Source organism: bacterium (Candidatus Blackallbacteria) CG13_big_fil_rev_8_21_14_2_50_49_14, assembly GCA_002783405.1.
Taxonomy (GTDB): domain Bacteria; phylum Cyanobacteriota; class Sericytochromatia; order UBA7694; family UBA7694.
Genome location: PFGG01000084.1, coordinates 1 through 21,876 on the forward strand (window position 1 = coordinate 1; position 21,876 = coordinate 21,876).

Sequence of the window (21,876 nt, forward strand, 5' to 3'; positions counted from 1 at the left end):
ATCAAAGGCAAGGTGCTGATTCTGCATGGCGCAGAGGATCCCTTTGTACCGGCCAAAGATATTGAAGCCTTTCTGGCAGAGCTGAAAGCAGCCAAGGTCGATTGGCAAATGGTCTCCTACAGTGGCGCTGTTCACGCCTTCACCAATCCTGAAGCAGGCAATAATCCCAGCTCTGGCGCAGCCTATCATGCCAACGCCGATCGCCGCTCCTGGGAAGCCATGAAACAGTTCTTCGCTGAACTCTTTTAGTTCCCCCACACATGCTCGGGAGGGGCACGCGCTATAATCAGATCAGGTTTAAATTGTGAGGCCTGAAAATGCAACCGCTCCGTCCCTCCCAAGCACATTCTGCGCCCTTCTTGGCGCAAAAGCAGGCTGCTCCCAGTGCGCAGCCTGCTCAAACAGCGCCCACCGCCGCTGCCGGTAGTCAGACCTCAAATCCATCATTGCAAACACCTCGCCAAGGCAAAGCCCTTGCGGTTCAAAGTCTGGTCGATATCCCTGCTGACTTCCCCATTTGGAATTTTAAAGCCAAAAGTTTTCCGGGGTTTTACCCAGCAGGGCAAGATCGCAGCTCTGCCTACCATTTTGCTGAAATTCAAAAGGATCTGCCTGCCATCTGGCAACGCCCCTGGAGCCAGGATTTGCCTCAGGCCAAAACCCACTCAGGCGAAACCTACGGACAATTGTTCAAACGCATTGGCGCCGAAATAGGTGCCGACCCCTATGCCCTGGCCGCCTATTGTATATTTGAAAGCTACCATTCTGGCAAACACAGCTTCAATCCACGCATGCAGGAAATCGGCAAAGGCATGCATGCCGCCGGTTTGGCAGCCACCCAAGCCCAAGACTGGAAAGGCCGTCAGATTCCAGGCCTGGAAAAACGCTTCCCAACCTCAACTCAAGCCACTGCTTCACTTTTGCGCAATCACCCCGAATACAGTCTGCGCTGCTTGGCAGCGGAATTCAAACAGACCTATCAGCGAAAAGCTGATCTTGCCAAAACTTTTCCAGGCGTGGCCTATCCCGCCTGGGGCAAGCCCAGTATCAGCCGGGGAAATTATGGCACCCAGGCCCAGTATGTAAGCCGGGCCCATGTGCTCTATCAAGGGTTTCGGGCAGCCGATCAGGCCCGCTGAAGTTCCTGAGACTTGGGTCTCTGTCCCCAAAGCTTATCTTAACGTTATGAATTGGTAAAAAAACAACCAAATTCAACAAGATCTTGAGGGCAACCGCTACAATAGAATTAACTGGATAACCTGGCGTAGGAGAGAGCATATGAAACTGAAATTAATCCCCCCCCTGCTTCTGGCCGCCGTGCTGAGCGGCAGCTTGGTCGGCTGTTCAGCCGGTAACCCACTTGATCCCGCCAGTGCTTTTCGTACCAACCAGCAAAATAATTTCGCCAGCTTCCAGGGCCAGCAAGCCGTTCCCAATGAATACCTGATCAAACGCAGTGGCGTGAACTATCTCGAAAGCCCCGAAGAATTTGCTCAGAAAAATGGCCTGCTCTTTGTCGAAGAAATTCAGGATCTGGGCGTTGAACTCTTTCAAGCCAACGACCCCTCCGCAATTGAAAAAATTCAGGGCATGGTAGAATTTGCTGAACCCAATTATCTGCGCTCGATCAGCCTGCCCCAGCAATCCGGCGTACAGGCCCAGTCAGTTTATCACCGTCAGAGTGCTTCTGAATCTGCCCCCATCGCGATCAACAATTATATCGGCCTGATTGATACAGGCGTTGACATGAGCCACCCCGACCTGCAAGGCAAACTGCTGGCCGGTCACAATACCCTCGGCGGCGGCGATGTCAATGACGACAATGGCCATGGCACCTATCTGGCCGGTGTGGCTGTCGCTTCAGACGCCCAACAACAAATCAGCGGGGTGACCCCCGGTGGCAAAGTTCTGCCGATCAAAGCCCTCGACGCCAATGGCATTGGCACCGACTACAGCATTGCCAAAGGCATTATGACGGCGATTGAATATGGTGCCAAAGTGATTGTTTTAAGTGCCAGTGGCGCACAGCAGGGCAAAGCCCTGACCGCCGCGATTGATTACGCCAACCGCATGAATATTCCAATTGTCGCTCCCGCTGGCAATGGCATGGCCGCTGCCTCTTTCCCAGGCAATTACCGTGGTGTTTTGGCGGTGAACTCGATGGATATCAGCGGCCAACGTCCCGCTCCCTTCGCCGCACAAAGCGCCAATGTCACCATCAGCGCTGTAGCCCAAGGCATTCGTTCTACCTTGCCCATGCGCAGTTTCAGTCTCAGCCGCATGGGTTTAACCCCTGGTTTTGGTCAGCTCGAAACCCCTGCAGCCGCCGCCATGCAAGCCGCTGCGGCCCTGGCCCTGATTCGCACCCGTCAACCTCAACTCAATTTGGCCCAAATGCGTCAAACCCTGATTCAGTCAGCCGATAAACTGGGCAATAACCCTGCTCTGGGCAGTGGCCGTTTGAATATGGCCAGCGTCAACCGTGGAACAGTCGCTCCGGTTGCCAGCCAGAGTTATAACCGTGCCCCTGCTTATCCCCAGCAGCAAGCGGCCTATGGTTATGCCACAGCTCCTGCTGCCTATAGCGGTTATGCCGCTCCCCAACAGGCTGCAGCCAACTATGGCAGCTATGCTTACCAGGCTCCCCGCCGGGCCTATTAAGGAACACCTCATGCTACTGCGTATTGCCCCTACAGCCTCTACTTACCAACCCTATGGCCAACTGGCACTTCAGCGCTTTTCAAGCCCAGCACCTGTCTCTGCCTATCAAATGGACACCCTGACTTTGCCACTTAAACCCACACCTGATCCTGGCGATATTCCCCCCCCTGAACCCTCAGGCAGTTTTTGGAACCGGGGCGAAGTACGTTTGGGCCTGCTTCTGGCCGGAAGTGCAACCGTCGGCGGCGGCGCAGGCTATTTCATCAGCAAGGCCGCTGGCAGCAGCAGTTTGGCCATGGGCACTGCGATTGGAGCCACTGTCGGAGCCGCTTTACCTGTCGCCATGCTGATCTGGGCCTTAAAAAACTGGAACTGAAGCCTTTCGCTATTTTTTTCAAAGAATACCTGTCGGACGGCAGAACGAGCTGAAACATTGCGCAATTGGCTCACAAGAAAGGCCTTTGCAGCGCAATGAGGTGCTCTATCCGGTTATCAACTGCCCACACAAATGCTCCCCCACCAGAAGAACTTCGCCCTGTTGGCCAGCCTGATTCAAGGTTTCTGAGCTATATCCTTGCTCTGAACCCTGTCATTCAGAGCCCTCAATCCATGACAAAATGAGCAAAAGCATCAACAGCCCACACCATTTTGGACATGGACAATTCAAAAATTCAGAATGCAACAGATTTTGGTAGGCGTAAATTTTAATTAAAAAAGGGTAAACCCCTCAAAAATTTCATCTCATTGAAGGAGAAATCATCCTATGAAATCGTTCTACACAGCCCTGGGAGTGGCCGCAGCCCTCTTTAGCCTGAACGCCTGCCAATCTCAGTTGCCAGTCAATGCTCCCGCTGTTACACAAACTTTGCGCAGCATGAGCAGAAGCACCTCGACGAAAGCAAGTGGCACGGTTCGCTCCAATGCAGGGTTGGATATTGTGATAGGCCCTTTGCGGCAGATCTATTTTAAAAATATTGATCGCGATCACAATGGCTATTTAAGTGGGCAGGAAGTCAATGGCGCTTATCTTCAAGACTATGCCAGCCAATTCGATACCAATAAAGATGGGCTGATCAACGAAACAGAATTCGTGAATACGAAAATTAAAATTGTCCCCGGAGCCAATGGAGGATATGGCATGTATGTCCCCACCCGAGAATCTCTGCGTCAAATGATGAAAACCATCTGGAGTCAAATCGACAAAGACAGAAACAATTTGCTAACAATTGATGAATACATGAGCTTTGCCGCCCCGCCAATGCCTGCAGTACCGATTGCTCCCCCTACCGGAACCGATGGCTCTTGCAATAATGGCTGTGCGCCAACAGATCCAAGTTCTGGTTATGACCCAGGCTATGGTGCTGGTTATGGTTCAGGCTATGGCGGTTACGATCAAACCGAAATCTATCGCAAACAGATCGCCCAACAGGCCTTCCAAATGGGCGATAAAAACCTCGACAAGCTGATGAATTTCAGTGAGTTTGAAGATCTTCAGGCCCGTCTCTTGCTCGCCAGCAGCAGCCAGACAATCTACTAAGTTTCAACGGAGTCGGATGAAGCACTCAGTCAGGAACTGGCTGGGTGCTTCTGCAATCAAATGAACCAAGAAGCACGGATCAAAACCTGGATCTCAAGAATTCAACTCAACAAAGTCTTGATCAAAGACACTATCGACCAAAACTTTGACGGGAATCTTTCCTCCTTTGGACGAAGTCTTGAATCCGATGAACTGCCTCACCGCAAAACCATTCTGCGCTGGGTTTCGCCGCAATATACAGGGTTACCCAAAGGTGTAAAAAGACTGTTTGAACTGGCCCAGTTGATGGATCTCGATCCCTTTTTTCTCTTTGATATACCTGAAGACGTTTTTTCTGAGATCTGTCATGTCTTGCCCTGGAACGCCCCCTGGGGAAAATACCATAAATGTCTCAGCTATTTCCAAACCCTGTTTGGTCTCTCTCATCACAATTGGCCACCTCAGGAACTGGCAGAAGAAACAGGAGAGACTTGGAAAATTCAGGATTTCATTCACAATGCCCGTTTAGAGCAAAACAAATACCAAGCCTTTAAACTCTGGCCTGAAAAAATATATGACCTGAACAAAATGAATGCGATTGAAGCCTTCAACCGAAAATACCAAATCTGGTATCTCGCTTTCAGAGATATTCAATTAACTCATGTTCAGGTGCAACCCTTGGGTTTCTGGCGCCCGTTTGGAATGCTCATACGCACCCCCACAGAGCTTCGGCTGCTGAACTTTTTAGGCCTAGAGCAACGTATTCCCTGCCCCGACTCCCTACAGGAGATAGATTTCTCTCTTTATCTAGGCGCGGGCAGCGCAGAGTTTCGCATCGCATCTTTGCATGATTTTGACTTCAGTGCCGCAGATGCGCACGCTGAAAACCCACCCACTTCACTCTATTTCGGATTCAGCCTTTGAGGCTGCTTCAAGGTTCTCACTCCAACTCCTCATCTTGACACGTCCTCCACCCAAGGGTGCCGAAACTGCAGAAGTTTTTCGGCATATCCAAACCCTCTTCTCAGGGCTTGACAAATTCTCAATAAATGTATAAAATACACTTATATAAAGGAGGTACTCCATATGTCTCTGATACCCACCCACAACCAAACCCTGATCACCGACCTCTACCAACTCACTATGGCTGCCGGCTATTATTCGCGCGGCATGCAACAGACCTCAAGTTTTGAACTCTATGTGCGCCGTTTACCCAAAAATCGCAATTTTCTCGTGGCCGCCGGGCTGGAACAGGCCCTCGACTATCTCGAAAACCTGCGTTTTGAAGCTAAAGAAATTGCCTATTTACAATCCCTGCCCGTTTTTTCAAACGTCGATCCCAGCTTTTGGGATTACCTCAAAAACTTCAGATTTGAAGGCGAAGTCTGGGCCCTGCGCGAAGGCAGTGTCTTCTTCCCCTATGAGCCCATTCTGCGCGTAACCGCCCCTGTGATTCAGGCGCAATTGGTGGAAACCTGGCTGCTTTCGCTGATCAATTACCAAACCTCGGTGGCAAGCAAAGCCGCAAGAATCTGGTTGGCCTGCCAGAGCGGCGAAAAACCTGTCGATTTTGTCGATTTTGGCTCACGGCGGGCCCACGGCCCTGAAGCCAGCGTGCTGGCTACGCGCGCAGCCTATCTTGGTGGAGCCGTCGCCACCGCCAATGTCTATGCAGGCATGCATCTGGGCTTGCCTGTGAAAGGTACAGCCGCCCATTCCTGGACCATGGCCTTTGAAAGTGAACCTGAAGCCTTCGCGGCCTACCATGCAGTCTTTCCCCACAATTCAGTCCTGCTGATTGACACCTATGATACAGCCCAAGGCGCTCGCCATGCCACAGCCCTGGGCTCAGAACTGCAGGGCGTCCGCCTCGACAGTGGCGATTTTTTAAGTCTCAGTCGCGAAGTACGCCAAATTCTCGATGCCGCAGGGCTTGAAAAGGCCAAGATCGTGGTCAGCGGCGATATGAACGAAGATAAAATCGCCGCCCTGATGGCTGAAAAAGCCCCGATTGATATCTTTGGCGTCGGCACGGAGCTGGTCACCAGCATTGATGCGCCTTCTCTGGGGGGCGTGTATAAACTGGTCGAGCAGACCGAAAGCGACGGCACCCAGCACTACCGCGTCAAGCTCAGCAGCAGCAAAGTCAGTTACCCAGGCATCAAACAGGTCTGGCGCACCCATTCCAGCCTGGGTTTTTCCCACGATCTGCTGGCCCTGCAAGGCGAAAGCATCAGCGGAGCCATGCCGCAACTGAGCTGTGTGATGAAAGCAGGCAAACGCCTTCAAGCCCCCCCTGCGCTGCCTTTGCTGCGGGAAATCTGCCTCGAACAGTTGCAAAATCTGCCCGAAAGACTACAGGCTCTGCCTGTGGCAGAAGAGGCTTACCCTGTTACGCAAAGCCCGGCCCTGCGCGATCTCTTTGCCTCACTCAAAGCCGAATACGAAAAAAACCAGGCCGAAAGGAGTCCCCTATGAATACCCCCTTTGTCTTTGTCGATATTGATACCCAATTTGATTTCATGCGCCCCGAAGGTGGGCTTTACGTGCCCGGCGCAGAAGGCCTTGAACCCGGTCTGGCCCGACTGATTCAGCACGCCCGCAGCCATGGTATTCCCATTGTGGCCTCCGCTGATGCCCACGCCCCCGATGACCCTGAATTTAGCCAATTTCCTCCCCACTGCGTGAAAGGTACAAGCGGTCAGAAACGGGTAGAAGCCACCCGAATTGCCGAAGCACAGATCCTGCCCAACACCCCAAGCGACTTCAACCCCGAAGAAAGTCAGGCCCTGGTGCTCGAAAAAACAGTCTTTGATATCTTTGGCAACCCCAATGCCGAAGCTGTATTTCAAGCTTGGGCCCCAGAACGCTGCTATGTCTTTGGCGTCGCCACCGATTACTGTGTGCGTGCCGCAGCTCTGGGCCTGCGCCAGAGAGGCTATACCGTCACCGTGATCGAAGATGCAATCAAGGCAGTGACCCCTGAAGGCGAGGCCCGCACCCTTGAAGAAATGAGGGCCGCTGGCGTACACTTTGCGAAGCTCGAACAAGTGCTGGAGGAAACAAAATGAAAGTCGCGATTGCTCAAATCAACACCACGGTAGGGGCCCTCAAGGCCAATACTGAGAAAATGCTGGATCTGATCGAAAGGGCCCGTGAAGCACAAGCTGATCTGCTGATGTTTCCAGAGCTGGCGATTACAGGCTATCCCCCCATGGATCTGCTCGATCGCGAAAGCTTTGTCGAGGCCAATCTGGAATGTCTCGACAGCCTGCGCAAAGCCAGTCATGGGCTGCATGTGGTGGTCGGTTTTGTCGATCGCAACCTGACCAACAAAGGCAAAAAACTCTTCAATGCCGCAGCGATGCTTCACAATGGCAAAATCACCTCGATTCACCACAAAACACTCTTACCGACCTACGATGTTTTTGACGAAGATCGCTATTTCGAACCTGCCGATCTGGTCACGCCGGTCAATCTGCTCAGCCACCACGCTGGCGTTTCAATCTGTGAAGATCTCTGGAACGACTCCGATTTCTGGAGCCGCCGTCTTTATCTCAGCGATCCAATTGAAAGCCTGGCCCGCCAGGGCATGGATCTTCTGCTCAATATCTCAGCTTCACCCTTTCATACCGGCAAGCCCCAACTGAGACTCTCCATGGTTCAGGCTGCCTGCCGCAAATACAAGCTGCCTGCGATCTATGTCAATCAGGTCGGGGGCAATGATGGGCTGATCTTTGACGGTCACAGCTTTATTGTCGATGCCGAAGGCCACCTGGTCTGGATGGGCAAAGGCTTTGAAGAAGAATTTACGGTTCTGGAGCTGGAAGCGCTTCGAGCCCTGCCTGATTTTCACTGGGCCGAAGACATGGCCATGATTGAACAGGCGCTGGTTTTGGGTACCCGCGATTATCTGCACAAAACCGGTTTCAAAAGCGCAGTCTTGGGCCTCAGTGGCGGAATCGACTCTGCAATTACCGCCGCAATTGCAGCCCAGGCCTTGGGGCCTGAAAACGTGCTGGGCATCGCCATGCCTTCGCAGTATTCTTCAGAAGGCAGTGTCACCGATGCCGAAGCCCTTGCCAAAAACCTGGGCGTTCAATACCGTGAAATTCCCATCCGCCCTATGTTTGACAGTTTCCGTGAAGCCCTGGCCCCTGCTTTTGAGGGCAAAACCGAAGATGTAACCGAAGAAAACCTCCAGGCCCGTATCCGGGGCAACCTGCTGATGGCGCTCTCAAACAAATTTGGTCATTTGCTCTTAACCACGGGCAATAAATCGGAAATGGCAGTGGGCTACTGCACCCTCTATGGCGATATGTGCGGCGGGCTGGGTGTGATTGCCGACTTGCCCAAAACCTGGGTTTATGAGCTGGCGCGCTATATGAACCGCAAGGGCGAAGTCATTCCCGAAAACACGATTACCAAACCGCCCTCTGCTGAACTGAGACCGGATCAAACCGACCAGGACAGCCTGCCCCCTTACGATATACTCGACGGCATTCTCACCGCTTATATCGAAGAGCACAAAAGCAATGCCGAGATTTCAGAACTGGGCTATGACCGCGAAGTCGTGGATTGGGTGATTCGCAAGATCAACTTCAACGAATACAAACGCCGCCAGGCCCCTCCGGGGCTTAAAGTTACACGCAAGGCCTTTGGCCAAGGACGTCGCTATCCGATTGCCCGTGGCTACGACGGCGCATAAAAAAGCCGCTTCAGCTTAGACTTATCAAAAAGCCCCCCCTGTTTAAACAGAGGGGGCTGAATCTATGCTGTAACCTATTTAGCAGCTTTCATAATGCCCGCGCCCAGATTTTCCCATTGGCCTTCCTGCAGACCGGTATAATTGCCGATCGCATTCTGAACCGGGGTAATCACACTGCCATTTGAGGCCTCATTGCGACCATTGACACGGAATTGAATCTGGTTGCTGCCTCCTTTGGTCAGGGTAAAGGTATTGGTGGCTTCACTGGTAAAGAAATGATCGGCACTGCCATCGCCATCCTTATCATAGGGGCGCACCTTGACCTGCACTTCATTTGGAGAGGATTTAATATCTTCAATTCTGACCCAATCATATCCGCCTTCGCCACTGCCAGGGCCAGGAATATCGATGCGCAGCAAATCGCCCACCTGGGGGGTGCCCTGTTTGGGATTGCCCTTGGCATCGGTCAGTTGAAAATCGGCTCCCGTCATGCTGTCGGCGGTTTTACCCCAATTATTTACATCCAGAAATGCCGCTTTGGCCTTGTCCCAATCGCCATTGCCATTGACCGCCACATTGGTCTGATAGCCGTCATTGGTCTGGGCTGGGATATTGTCTGGCAAGGTATGGGTCTGACCATCTGAATACTGATTGCTGACCTTGGTTCCAGCCGGAAGAAAGCTGACCTGTTTGGGGTCAAACTCCATCAAATCCTTGGTGACATTGAGCGACTGTCCATTGGCTGTGACTTTAAAATCCTGCTTATTGCGCAGGCGGTCAAGGACCTGGGCTTCGCCCTCATCAATCTTGCCATCGGAACCCATGGCATTTTCAATTTTTTCGATATTGCTGTTGCTGATGCCATCCCGGCCATAAACAACACCCGTCGAAACACTTTTTATCGTATCAAAAACATTCTTATTAACATTGATGCTTCCCATTGATTCACTCCTGAGAACAGATTCAGATAAACTCAAAGATCTTTGCAAGTATTCGTATAGATGATCATACCCTGTTTGGAACAAAAACTAACAAACTTTCGGAAATAATTTTAAAAATAAGTGTTCAAGGAAAAAATCAAAGTGCTAGATCTGTTCTGCACACCAACGCCGCCAGACCTCACGATAGCGGGCCTCAATCGCACGCGCATAGCCCCGGCTGTCACAAAGTGTTGAAGCAAAGAGTTTCTGGCGCAAACTTTGACGGTAATTGACAAGACGTATCCGATCCTGCGCCAGCGCCAGAACTTTTCGAATATAGTCTTCGCGATTCTGCGCCACAAGCTCAGGTTGCCCCAGCGGATAGAGAATACAGGCTCCCGCACGGGTTCCTTCAGCCAAAGAGATCACGGGAACCCCCATCCAGAGCGCTTCAAGCGTACTGACCCCGCCATTATAGGGAAAGGGATCAAGCGCCAAATCGATTTGACGGTACCACGCCACATGCTCAGCATGCGAAGTTTTACCCGCGAGCACAAGACGTTCAGGCGCCAGGCCCAGAGCTTCAAAACGAGAGCGCAAAAGCTTTGCAAACTCAGGATTTTCCAAACCCCGGAATTTCAGCGCCAAACGCCCTGTTGGTAAACGCTCAAGAATTTCAGCCCAGGTTTCAATCAAGGCCTGGTTGAGTTTAAAGCCTTCATTGCCCGAACCCAGGGTCACCCCATCAGATTGCAGACAGGGAGGGTCACTCAGAGGAGCATTCACCAAAGTAAACGGCGGCTGCCAATGCAAAAGATGCGGCAAATAAACCACCGTTTCTGAATAAAAAGGTGCACGCTCAGGCGGAACCAGCCAAATATCCGAAAACTGGTAATCCATACGTTTCAAGCCACTGGTCCAGCCAAATCCCAAGCCACCGATCTGAATCGGAGCTGGCTTGCGGGCAAAGACCTCAAGCCGATGGCCTGTGGTATGCCCAGAAAGATCGACCAGAATGTCTATTTTATCCATTTGAATGCGGTCGGCCAGTGCCTCATCGCTCAAGTCATGCACTTCGCGCCAAAGACCGAAACATTTGCGCATCCGTTCTGTCCAGGCATCGTTCCGTTCTGAATTGGAATAGGCAATCCAGTCAAAATCACGCTGCTGATGCGCCTGAAAAAGACCCAAGAAAATAAAACCCGCTGAATGCAGATTAAAATCGGCAGAAAGATAAGCAATCCGCAGCCGACGCTCTGGGTCTGGAAGCGTAGAAAGGCGAGAAACAGGCACAGCCGCTTCTAAAGCGGTTCCCCAATCACAAAAGGGCTGAAAACGTTGCGCATCCTCAAGGTCAGGCAGAAAGAGGAAAAGTGAACGCAAACCCGTTTGGTAATCCTGATTCAAAGGGCGCAGTTCGCAGGCTTTTTGATGGTGTTTCAAAGCTTTTTCAGGTTGGCCGTTGATACGCAAGAGACTGCCCATTGCAAAATGCAGACACGCCAAAGACGTGTTTTCAAAATCCACTTGCAGCAAAACCTGGTAAAGACTGTCGCGTTGATCTGAAAGCAGCCAACGGTTCAACAAAGCAGCCAGGTTCTGTTCCAGACTTTCAAGCTCAGGACGCAGTTCCCAGGCTCTGAGCAAGAGCTGAAAAGCTGAAAGCCAGTTGCCCAATTTTTGATACAGATTGCCTAAATTATTCAAAACAGCAAAGTGCTCGGGTTCTATTTCAAGCGCCGCATGAAAACAGGCAAGGGCTTCACTGGTTTTTGCCTGAGAGCGCAGAGCAGCCCCTAAAATATTCAAAAGATCGGCATTTTTGCCCAATTCAAGGGCCTGTAACAAGAAGTGTTCGGCCTGAGAAAACTGCCCCTTGAGCTGCGCCAGCAAACCTCGCTGCTGCAGAGCAAACTGACGGGGTTCAGGGGGCAAAGGATTTTCCAAAGCCTGCTGATAAAGCAGATCAGCTTGTTCTGACTGCCCCGTCTGCTGCAAAGCCCAGGCCTGCTCCAGCAAATTTTGTATTTCAGGCGAAAAATCGGTTACCATGAAAAAACCTATTCAAGCGAGAGTGAAAACCTTGCCTTTCATCATCCTTTTGAACGCCTTTGAGACAGATTCCCCTTCGCTTCTTTTTCTCTTCAAGCATATGACACAAGGGGGGGTCTTTAGACACTATTTTACCGTATTGAAAGGGCGTCCTCTTTTGGGGATCTTGCTCCTGATCAGTCTCGGCTTAATCTGTGGATGTTTATTCTTAAGCCTGCTGGCTGTGTTTACACACCTCAAACAAAACCTGCAAACCCAGCGAGAGCAAGCCTTTTCAAAGCAAATTCAACCTTTACTGACAGCTTTTCTGTTTCAGAATTTGCCCGCCCAAGCGATTTGGAAACAGGTCTCCCGACATTCAGAAAAGATCTTTCTCGATCTACTTTACCAATACCATCAACGCTTAAAAGGCCAGGCAAAAGAGAGCTTGGGCCTCTTGGCTGAACCCTACCTGCAAGATTTAAAGGCTCAGTTTCAAGATCGCCAGATTTATGTTCGGGCCCGGGCTCTCAAACTGGCTGCGCTCTTTCAGGAGCAGCGCTTTGTTCCTGAACTCTTGCAAGGTCTTGAGGATCCATCCCCTGTGGTGGTGCTGATCTGTTTTCAAATCCTCAGTCAACCCCAGCACCCCGACATACTTCAGCCCCTGATCAAAAGCCTGAAAAAACTTGAAAATCTTTCAGCTGTCTATATCGCCTCCTTATTGGCGCGCAAGGGCCTCTCCCTGGCCCCCGACCTGAGAGCGCTCTTTTCAAATCCCGCAGAAAACATAAGAATCCGCATCATTGCGGCCAAGACCCTTTTGTATCTCCATGATTTACAAAGCATCTCCCTGGCCTTGGAAATTCTCAAACAGGAAGAGCACCTCGATATTATCGTGCCCGCCCTCAATCTGATTGAAAAACTCAGCCCTGAAGATGTTTCCGAGCAAATTCTGCCCTTCGCGCAATCGCCGCAATTCGCAATCAGGGCCTACGCCCTGCGTACCCTGGCAAGCCTCAACAAGGTGCAGCACAGTGAACTCTTTGTCAGGGCCTTGGAAGATGCCTCCCCTTGGGTCACCCGGCAGGCAGCCCTGGCCCTCAAAAACACGGGCCAGGAAGAACGCCTGAAAACCATCTCCCTTTCTGGCTCGCCTGCGGCAGAAATCGCCAAACAAACCCTTGAAACTCTCTGAATGAAAATTTACAGCGTGATCCTTTATTGTTTGAACACCCTGGTTCTGCTCTATTTTTTTCTGCTCAATTCAACCTATCTGATGACCTGTATCCTGGCCTTTTTTAAACTCAAAGATTACCGTCACCAACTCCAATTGATACAGACTCAGGAATTGTTGAGTATGACCCATATCCCCTCGATCAGCATTATTGCGCCAGCCTATAATGAAGCTGCCACTTGTGTCGAGGCCATTCACGCCCTGCTGAATCTGGAATATCCAGAATACGAAATTTTACTCATTAACGATGGCTCCAAAGATCAAACCTTAGAAATACTCAAACAGGCCTTTGATTTACATCCCGTTGCCGTGGTACCCATGGCCGATCTCGTGACCCAGCCTGTCAAACAGGTCTATAAAAGTCGGAATTACCCCCTGCTCTGGGTGATTGACAAAGAGAATGGCGGCAAAGCCGACGCCCTGAACGTGGGTTTAAATTTTTGTCACCATCCACTTTTTTGTGCGATTGATGCCGATACATTAATTGAAAGAGACGCGCTCTTGAGAATTGTCAGGCCCTTTCTTGAAGATTTCAGCACCGTCGCAGCCGGAGGAATTATCCGCATCATCAATGACTGTGAAGTAGAAAAAGGCAAAGTCAAGAAAATCGTTTTGCCGCATAATTTTTGGGCCCGCATTCAGGTGCTTGAATATTTACGCGCCTTTCTCGTGGCAAGGGTGGGGTGGGATACCCTCAACGCACTCTTGATTATTTCCGGAGCGTTTGGACTGTTTAAACGTTCAATGGCAATTGAAGTGGGGGGCTATGATACCCAAACGGTGGGTGAAGATATGGAACTGGTGGTGCGCATGCACCGCCACTGCCGCGAAGAAAAAATACCCTACCGGATTTCGTTTGTTCCCGACCCTGTGGCCTGGACAGAATGCCCTGAAGACTTGAAAATGCTCAGTCGCCAACGCGAACGGTGGCAAAGAGGTCTGACTGAAGTCATGTTCAAACACAAAGTTTTTCTCTTTCAGAAGCGCTATGGAATATTGGGATGGCTGGTCTTTCCCTATTTTTTCATATTAGAAACCTGGGGCATTCTGCTCGAATTCTGCGGTTATTTTTTCTTTTTGATTTCAGCCTTGCTGGGAAAACTTTCCTTGGAGTATATGCTCGCTTTTTTCAGCCTGGCTTTTTTATATGGTCTACTGATCTCTTTCATGGCTCTGTTTCTCGAAGAGTTTATCTTTTATCGCTACCGAAGCCTGTGGGATATCGCAGAACTGCTTTATATCTCGCTGGCTGAAAATTTTGGCTTTCGCCAACTGTCTTCCTACTGGCGTTTTAAAGGCACCCTGAAAACCCTGCTGGGCATCCAAGGCCAGTGGGGAAAAATGGAACGCAAAGGTTTTCAAAAAAAGTCTGAAACTCAGGCCAAATAACGTTGCATTCTGCTGATCAGCTCTTCTGGCGAAAAGGGTTTGGTCATAAAGTCATTGGCCCCTCCCTTTAACCCCTGAACCACATGGGATTCATTGCCCAAGGCAGTCAAAATCATCACGGGCAATTGCTCAGCAGAATACTGCTGGCGCAGGTCTTTCAAAACACTGAAACCATCTTTGCCTGGCATTTTGAGATCCAAAATCAGCAAATCTGGCAGAGATTTTTGCAGCGCGGGCAAGACCTGATCGCCATCCGAAACCTCTGCAAAGGCATAGCCTTCCTGTTCAATTCGAAAACGCAGAATCGAGGCAATTAAAGGATCATCATCGGCCAGAAGAATACGTTTGACTGTCTTTTTAGGCAAACCTGTTTCCGCCCGCATAAAGACCCCAGGAGAAATTTCCAAGGCTTTCTGATTGAATTGTTCCTGAAGTTTAATCAGTTGAATTTCAGGATCTTCACGCGTAAATTCAGCCAAGGCGACCTTGATCAAAGAGGGGATCTGAAACTCAGACGCAACAGAAATCAGGCTCTTTTGAAAAGACTGAATAAAAATCAACAACTGCTCAGAACTGACTGCTTTTCGAAACAATAAAACAGAGGGCCCGGCCAAACCCACAGGAAAATCCTGGGGCAAGATTTCAGCTCTGAGCATTTTTACCCAGAGCTGCACCTGCTCTGCTGAAAGACCCGACCCTTGAAATAAAGCAAAAGCTCCCCGCTCTGGACGCTGCTTGCGCAAGAAAAGCAAAAAAGAAGACATCGTCGGCAAACCTGTCAAAGGTTCAATCTGTTCAAACTCTGCAGAAGCACGCACAAGACTCAAGGGTTGGCGGATCTTGCTTACCAATTGCTCTAGATCAACCGGTTTGGGCATAAACAGATCAACTTCAGGAGTTTCAGCAGCATCAAATGAACTTGAACCCGCCAGCAGAATAATTTGGGCCTGAGAGGTTTCTGGGCGCAGACGCAGTTCATGAACCAAACGGCGACCGTCTAAATCTGGCAGAACCAAATCCGTGATAATCACAGCATAGGCAGTCTGAATAATCTGAAGCCAAACTTCACTGGCCGTAGAAACCTGATCGCAAAGCCATCCCTCAGCATGTAAACGGTGCTGAATTAAATGCCTGAGATCAGGATCTTTTTGCACCAAGAGAATACGGTGCTGGGGAAGTGGGTCTTCAACCAGCACATGACGTTTTAAAACCAGAATCAGATTCCCCAAAGCATTGCTGATTTCATCCGGCGCGGCATGTTCAACGGTTTTGGCAGCTTGAGAAATATCCGAAAACCCGTAGGTGCCTCCTGAGCCCGACAAAGCATGGGCAATGCTCCTCAATTGAGCCAAATCATGCTCAAAGGCCTGAACAGACTCCAGAACAGCCAAAACATCACGCAGGGTCTGGCTCACAATCTGCGTACCTGATTTTGCTTTTAATCCCGGCGCATATGCCAGAAAGTTCAATACGGCGAGGATTTTCTCTGGCAAAACTTGGGGCTCAGCCAGTAATGCCCGATTCGCTAAACTTACAAGTTCAGGATAGGCCACAGCTTTTTGAAGCCCTGTCAGAATCTGATACAGAGAACGCAGAGCGTTTTCCCGTCTCAAAAGAGTTTGATAAAGCGGCATCAAACCTTCTATGCGTTGTTGAAGACGCCGACGGTAGTAATTCTGAAGTTCGGGATCTGAAAAGCTCATTCCAATTCCTGTTGAAACCCATTCCAAATTTTTTCAATCTGCCCCTTTAATAGAGAGGGTTCAAAAGGCTTGGTAATCACACCGAGTACCCCCTGCCGTTTATAATCTTCAATTTCATGGGCCTGTGCTTTGGCGGTCATAAACACGACAGGTAAAGCCGCAAATTCAGGATTTTCACGCATATGGCGTAGAACCGTGAGCCCATCCATTTCAGGCATCATCATATCCAAGAGCACAAGTTGCGGTTGAAAAACCGGTATTTCCGCTAAGGCCTGTTTCCCGCTTGCGCAAACAGCGACCTGATACCCCCCTAATTTTTGCAGGATCATTTTTGCAATAAACTGAATATCCTGATCATCTTCAACCAGCATCACTTTTTCTAATCTACTCATTCCATCACGCTCCTTAAAAGCTGGCAAATCAAAATAAAAGCTCGTTCCCTCACCCAAATGAGATTGAATGCATGACAGGGTTTTCCTTCGCGGATAGATCTCCACACAGCTTTCAAACAAAAAAAGAACATTCAACTTTGCAGAAGGTATTATACAATAGCCAATACAAGCTACTTCACAAAGAGAGGCTGCGCTTGAATCCCTTCACTGCCGCAGTTTAATATCTGCTACGCTCAAGGGCAAAGACAAAGTAAAGGTGCTGCCTTTGCCCACCTGACTTTCAACATAAATTTCTCCCCCCAAAATATGTGCAAACTGGCGACTCAGGGGCAATCCCAAACCCGAGCCCCCATATTGAGCAGACACCGTTTCATCGGCTTGAGAAAAAGCGCCAAATATATTCGCAGTTGTTTCAGCCGAAATTCCAATGCCATTATCCTGAACAGAAAAAAAGATTTGCTTTTCATCTGCCGAAACACGCAAACAGACACGCCCATTTTTAGTGAATTTTAAAGAGTTTGCTAATAAATTAAAAAGAATTTGCTTTAATTTTTGTTGATCCGTATAAAACGAAAGCTCAGCCAGGTCAGCGGGCAGTTCAAGCACCAATTCGTTGGCATTTTTTAATTTCAAAGGCGCAAGCGCAGAGCAAACCCGATTTAAGAACAGGGGAAAATCTATCTTTTCAATAAAAACCTTCATTTTACCGGCTTCAATTTTAGCCAGGTCAAGCAAATCGTTGACCATACAGAGCAAATCCTGGCCCGAAGCCAAAATTTGGGAGATATCCGCTTGGGTATTCTGAGGCAGGCTGGTTTCGTCTGCTTCGTCAAGCAAAAGTTCACTGAAACCAATAATCGCGTTTAAAGGCGTACGAAACTCATGACTCATTTGAGAAAGGAATTCACTCTTGGCTTGAGAAAATTTTTCAGCCCGTTCTTTTTCCTGTTTCAGCTCGCGAGCCCGAACATGCAAATCGAGCAAAGCTGTCACCTGGCGTGAAAGCGCTTGTAAAGCGAAAACCTGTTGGGAAGTCAACTCACGGGAAACCCTATCAATCACACAGAGAGCCCCCAAGATAAAGCCTTCTTTACTTTCAATCTGTGCCCCCGCATAAAATCGCAGCAAAGGCTCCTCTAAGACCAAGGCATTCTCAGCAAAACGCGGGTCTTCCAGCGCATTTTCAACAATCAAGGGCCTGTTTTGAAGAATCGCATGGGCACAAAAGGCCAGGTCCCGAGAGGTTTCTTTCACTGCCAAACCCGTAACGGCTTTGAACCACTGCCGATCCCGATCGACAAAACTAACGGCAGCAATCGGCGTTTGACAAATTTGAGAAGCCAGCAAAGCGAGGTCATTCCAAACCTGCTCTTCAAGCGTATCCAAAATCTGATAATGGTAAAGATTTTCAAGACGTTCAGCTTCATTGGAGGGCAAAGGTGCATTCATGGGCGATTCTCACAGTCAAAGGCAAACAGAGTTAATTCATGCAGGTTCACAGATCTTTATTATAGGCTGGCGAAGAATGAACTGGATTTGATTTGGCAAAATTTCTAAAATTCAGCAGCAAAGCAGCACTTAAACCCGCCGGTTAATGCCATTCAAAAGCCAAAGCCCCAAAAGTGTTGAAAGCGTAAACATGCCGATACTGATCAAGGGCAGCCCCAAAAGTTTGGGGCCACTGGGAATCGCCAAAGTGATCGCCGAACTGACACTCAGGCCACAGACCAGCAAACCGGCGGCAATCCGATTGCCCAATTGCCGCAGGGAGCTTTCAAGCCCTTCCAAATTGCGGTGTTCGTTGATCACCTGCAGACGGCCACTGTTGAGATTGATGAAAAAATCATCCAGTTGGCGGGGCAAAGAAGTCAGCAGGGAACTGAGTTCCAACCCCACCCGTGCCATATCGCGCACGGTAAAGGTCTGCAGAAACTGGTTTTTAATCGCCTGCACCACAAAGGGCTCAGCAGCCTGAATCAGAATATAGTCGCGGTCGAGCTGGCGACAAATCCCCTCGGTCGTGATTAAGACCCGCAAAAGCGTAATAAAAATGCCTGGCAATTGGATATGGTAGTGCATGGTCATATCCAGAATATCCTGCAAAATCTTGCCGACACGCACCTCTCGCAGAGGGCGGCCCAGTGTGGATCTGAGAATATGGTCAAGATCCTGGGCAAACTGCTGGCGGTTGATATCAGGGGGAGCCTTGCCAAACTCCATGATCCGCTCAGTGGCCCGACGTGAATCAAACTTAATAATTGCCAACAGAAAATCAATCAGAATCGTGCGAGAACGGGGGTCGACCCGACCCACCATGCCAAAATCGAGCAAAACCAAGCGCATATGCCCCAGTTTGGGGTCAAAAACCAGCAGCAGATTGCCCGGGTGGGGATCGGCATGAAAAAAGCCATCGATAAAGATCTGGTGTAAAAAACTATTGGTAATAATCCGCGAAAGGTGTTTGCGCTCTTTATCCAGCGCTGAAAGCTCAGTTTCTTCCTGCTGTTGCATGGCCAGGAGATTTTCAGCCCGGTTGGCGAAAAAAAGCTCAATATTTTCGCCTTCAATAAACTCCATTGCCAACATGCGCAAACTGCAATATTCCCAATAAATATGCGGGGTTTGAACTTCATTCTGCTTGTAAAACTTACGCAGATTCTGGCCAATAATTTCAGTATTGGAGGCCTCTTGAAAGAAATCCAGTTCATTGCGAATCACCGAAGCAAATTCATTGACCATGTCCATGAAATTATAGTTCTTGCCCCAACGCGTACGCTCAATCAAGCCCACCAGATCTTTGAGAATGCGAATATCCGCTTCAACCACAGGCAAAATGCCAGGACGCTGCACTTTGACAATCACTTCTTTTTCTAGATCAGCCTCCAGAATAGAGGCCTTATAAGCCTGCCCCAATGAGCCAGCGGCAATCGGCGTGGTTTGAAAGGAGTGAAAGATATCCTCGACTTTGCGGGCATGCCGGATTTCATGGGCAGGATCGCCACTGGCAATCAAATACTGCTTGCTGTTCCACTCTTCAAGAATCACCTGCTCAATCTGGGGCCAGGGAACAGGCGGCACATTCTGTTGCAGTTTTTTCAGTTCCAGAATATACTCTTCAGGCAATAAATCAGCACGGGTACTGAGCACCTGCCCCAATTTGATAAACGTGGGCCCCAATTGTTCAAGGGTCTGGCGTACCGCTTGAGGAACAGGCAAGGGCGGGGGCTTATCGGAGTCAGCATCGCTGTCAGAAAGCACACTGGTCACCAAAAGTTTGCGCCGCCAACCCCCAGGCAAAAACTCAAACAGCCCCAGGCGCTGCACCAAAACATCCCAGCCATTCTGCAGCAGAATGCCCGCAATTTCGGAACGGCGCTGGCCCCCACTCAGGGGTTCCTCACCCAGAGCAGGCGAGGAATCTAAACGTGCCATGGTTGAGACAAGCGTTCGCTGCGCTCCCAGGCAGAACCCACCAAAGGCCAGCCACGAAGCGCTGTGGTATTCAAACGGGCAGAAAGCTGCCAAGCAGGCACTTCAGCTTCAGGCGCGGCTGAATCAAGGGCCTGAAGCTGACGCTCAAGCACGACGCAAGCGGCAGCCAAAGCCGCCAGTTCTAGATCGCTGGGTTGCCCCCTCAAAATTTCGAGATTGAGACTCATAGGGGAATATTTCCATGTTTGCGTTTGGGGCGGGCCTCGCGCTTGCTATGGTTCATCTCCAGCGCACGAATCAAGGTATGGCGGGTTTGAGCGGGTAAAATCACGTCATCAATATAGCCTCTACCGGCTGCCACATAGGGATTGGCAAAGGTTTGCTTATATTCCTCGGTCAGTTTGCGCGCTTCTGCCTGGGGGTCTTCTGCCGCTTGAATCTGGCGGCGAAAAATAATCTGAACAGCCCCATCTGAACCCATGACTGCAATTTCAGCCGTGGGCCAGGCAAAATTCATATCCGCGTGCAAATGCTTGCTGCACATCACGTCATAGGCTCCACCATAGGCTTTGCGAGTAATCAGAGTAATTTTGGGAACACTGGCTTCAGCATAGGCATACAAGAGTTTGGCTCCGTGCCGGATAATACCGCCATGTTCCTGTTCGCGCCCAGGTAAAAAGCCGGGTACATCGACAAAGGTAATCAAGGGAATATTGAAAGCATCACAAAAGCGCACAAAGCGCGCGCCCTTCACAGAGGCGTCGATATCAAGCGTACCGGCCAAAACCATGGGCTGATTGGCCACCAAACCCACGGTTTTGCCTGCCATACGGGCAAAGCCGGTGATTAAATTGCCTGCATGCGCGGGCTGCACTTCAAAGAATTCGCCCTCATCCACCACGCTGTTGATGATGGTGTGCATATCATAGGGCTTGTTGGGATTATCGGGAATAAAGGTATTTAAAGCTTCGTCTTCACGCTCGAGGGGATCTGCACAGGGGTAGACAGGGGCATTGTCGAGATTATTGGGCGGCAAAAAACTCATCAAATAGCGCACATTTTCAAGACATTCGGCTTCATCCGGAAAAGCAAAATGGGCAACACCACTCAAGCGGGTATGGGTATCCGCCCCCCCCAAAGCTTCGAAGGTGATTTCTTCACCCGTGACTGCCTTGACCACGTCGGGCCCGGTAATAAACATATGGCTGGTGCCTTCAACCATAAAGGTAAAATCCGTAAGTGCCGGAGAGTAAACTGCCCCTCCGGCACAGGGCCCCATAATCACAGAGATCTGAGGAACCACCCCCGAAGTATGGACATTGCGGTAAAAAATATCCGCATAGCCTGCCAGACTGACCACACCTTCCTGGATACGGGCGCCGCCTGAATCGTTAATGCCAATCACCGGGGCGCCATTCTGCACGGCAAGATCCATAATCTTACAGATTTTTTCTGCAAAAACTTCTCCCAAAGACCCCCCAAAAACTGTAAAATCATTCGAAAAAACATAGACCGGGCGGCCATGAATTTTTCCCCAACCAGTAATCACACCATCGCCCGGAATTTTTTTATCTTCCATGCCAAAATTATCACAGCGGTGCACGGAAAACTTATCAAACTCAACAAAAGAACCGGGGTCTAAAAGCAGCTCCAGGCGTTCACGGGCCGTTTTCTTGCCCTTGGCATGTTGCTTTTTCAGTGCCTGCGCTTCACTGTTTTGAATCTCGTCGTGAAATTTCTGAAGGGTCGCGATTTTTTCCTGGGTTGAATCGGTCATGATGCTTGTGCCTGTTTAGTAATTGTTCAGTTTGGGAGTCATTTTGAACAATGTATTCTAGCATATTCCGTTCTTCAGACAGGGCTGAGCAGACAGTATCTTTCCTTTGC

The 21,876-nt window shown here is 49.9% G+C and carries 19 protein-coding genes; 11 read left to right on the plus strand and 8 right to left on the minus strand.

All coding sequences use genetic code 11. The features are described 5' to 3' along the window. The 9 genes from COW20_24625 to COW20_24665 all read left to right on the plus strand — a co-directional run. Positions 1-249, plus strand: a 249-nt coding sequence (locus COW20_24625) for a dienelactone hydrolase (protein ID PIW44218.1), incomplete at its 5' end; no start/stop codon positions are given. A 68-nt stretch (positions 250-317) separates the two neighbouring features. Continuing rightward, a complete protein-coding gene (locus tag COW20_24630; protein PIW44219.1) occupies positions 318-1,139 on the plus strand; it encodes a hypothetical protein in 822 nt (273 codons plus the stop codon). A 139-nt stretch (positions 1,140-1,278) separates the two neighbouring features. Beyond that, positions 1,279-2,661, plus strand: coding sequence for a hypothetical protein (locus COW20_24635; GenBank protein PIW44220.1), 1,383 nt, complete (start codon positions 1,279-1,281; stop codon positions 2,659-2,661). 10 nt (positions 2,662-2,671) lie between these two features. Then, complete coding sequence (locus tag COW20_24640; protein PIW44221.1) at positions 2,672-3,037, plus strand: hypothetical protein; 366 nt, start codon at positions 2,672-2,674, stop codon at positions 3,035-3,037. Positions 3,038-3,424: 387 nt separating this feature from the next. Next, on the plus strand, positions 3,425-4,198 hold the full coding sequence (locus tag COW20_24645; GenBank protein PIW44222.1) for a hypothetical protein: 774 nt from the start codon (positions 3,425-3,427) through the stop codon (positions 4,196-4,198). A 60-nt stretch (positions 4,199-4,258) separates the two neighbouring features. Beyond that, positions 4,259-5,101, plus strand: coding sequence for a hypothetical protein (locus COW20_24650; GenBank protein PIW44223.1), 843 nt, complete (start codon positions 4,259-4,261; stop codon positions 5,099-5,101). Between the two features lie 162 nt (positions 5,102-5,263). Beyond that, positions 5,264-6,655 carry a nicotinate phosphoribosyltransferase gene (locus COW20_24655; GenBank protein PIW44224.1) on the plus strand — a complete coding sequence of 464 codons (1,392 nt, stop codon included), beginning with the start codon at positions 5,264-5,266 and terminating at the stop codon, positions 6,653-6,655. Next, the gene (locus COW20_24660) at positions 6,652-7,248 is read left to right on the plus strand and encodes an isochorismatase (protein ID PIW44225.1); all 597 of its coding nucleotides are present in this window, start codon (positions 6,652-6,654) and stop codon (positions 7,246-7,248) included. The genes COW20_24655 and COW20_24660 overlap by 4 nt, the downstream gene beginning before the upstream one ends. Beyond that, positions 7,245-8,885: an NAD+ synthase gene (locus tag COW20_24665; GenBank protein ID PIW44226.1), complete on the plus strand. Its 1,641-nt coding sequence runs from the start codon at positions 7,245-7,247 to the stop codon at positions 8,883-8,885. The genes COW20_24660 and COW20_24665 overlap by 4 nt, the downstream gene beginning before the upstream one ends. 74 nt (positions 8,886-8,959) lie before the next feature. On the opposite strand, the gene COW20_24670 is transcribed toward COW20_24665, so the two are convergent. Then, entirely contained in the window at positions 8,960-9,826 is an 867-nt protein-coding gene (locus COW20_24670) for a hypothetical protein (protein PIW44227.1), read from the minus strand. Positions 9,827-9,970: 144 nt separating this feature from the next. Then, the gene (locus COW20_24675) at positions 9,971-11,857 is read right to left on the minus strand and encodes a hypothetical protein (protein PIW44228.1); all 1,887 of its coding nucleotides are present in this window, start codon (positions 11,855-11,857) and stop codon (positions 9,971-9,973) included. Between COW20_24675 and COW20_24680 the strand changes: the two genes are divergently transcribed. Together COW20_24680 and COW20_24685 are read left to right on the plus strand one after the other, a co-directional pair. Beyond that, positions 11,856-13,034 carry a hypothetical protein gene (locus tag COW20_24680; protein ID PIW44229.1) on the plus strand — a complete coding sequence of 393 codons (1,179 nt, stop codon included), beginning with the start codon at positions 11,856-11,858 and terminating at the stop codon, positions 13,032-13,034. The two genes, COW20_24675 and COW20_24680, sit on opposite strands and share 2 nt — an antisense overlap. Beyond that, the gene (locus COW20_24685; protein PIW44230.1) at positions 13,035-14,462 is read left to right on the plus strand and encodes a glycosyl transferase; all 1,428 of its coding nucleotides are present in this window, start codon (positions 13,035-13,037) and stop codon (positions 14,460-14,462) included. On the opposite strand, the gene COW20_24690 is transcribed toward COW20_24685, so the two are convergent. The 6 genes from COW20_24690 to COW20_24715 all read right to left on the minus strand — a co-directional run bounded on the left by COW20_24690 (position 14,450) and on the right by COW20_24715 (position 21,766). Beyond that, entirely contained in the window at positions 14,450-16,165 is a 1,716-nt protein-coding gene (locus COW20_24690; protein PIW44231.1) for a hypothetical protein, read from the minus strand. The two genes, COW20_24685 and COW20_24690, sit on opposite strands and share 13 nt — an antisense overlap. Next, positions 16,162-16,557 carry a hypothetical protein gene (locus tag COW20_24695; protein ID PIW44252.1) on the minus strand — a complete coding sequence of 132 codons (396 nt, stop codon included), beginning with the start codon at positions 16,555-16,557 and terminating at the stop codon, positions 16,162-16,164. Before COW20_24695 ends, COW20_24690 begins: the two co-directional genes overlap by 4 nt. A gap of 204 nt (positions 16,558-16,761) precedes the next feature. Then, positions 16,762-18,006: a hybrid sensor histidine kinase/response regulator gene (locus COW20_24700; GenBank protein PIW44232.1), complete on the minus strand. Its 1,245-nt coding sequence runs from the start codon at positions 18,004-18,006 to the stop codon at positions 16,762-16,764. A 129-nt stretch (positions 18,007-18,135) separates the two neighbouring features. Continuing rightward, positions 18,136-19,989: a hypothetical protein gene (locus COW20_24705; protein PIW44233.1), complete on the minus strand. Its 1,854-nt coding sequence runs from the start codon at positions 19,987-19,989 to the stop codon at positions 18,136-18,138. Next, entirely contained in the window at positions 19,977-20,216 is a 240-nt protein-coding gene (locus COW20_24710; protein ID PIW44234.1) for a hypothetical protein, read from the minus strand. Before COW20_24710 ends, COW20_24705 begins: the two co-directional genes overlap by 13 nt. Then, the gene (locus COW20_24715) at positions 20,213-21,766 is read right to left on the minus strand and encodes a methylmalonyl-CoA carboxyltransferase (GenBank protein ID PIW44235.1); all 1,554 of its coding nucleotides are present in this window, start codon (positions 21,764-21,766) and stop codon (positions 20,213-20,215) included. Before COW20_24715 ends, COW20_24710 begins: the two co-directional genes overlap by 4 nt. Positions 21,767-21,876 lie beyond the last annotated feature (110 nt).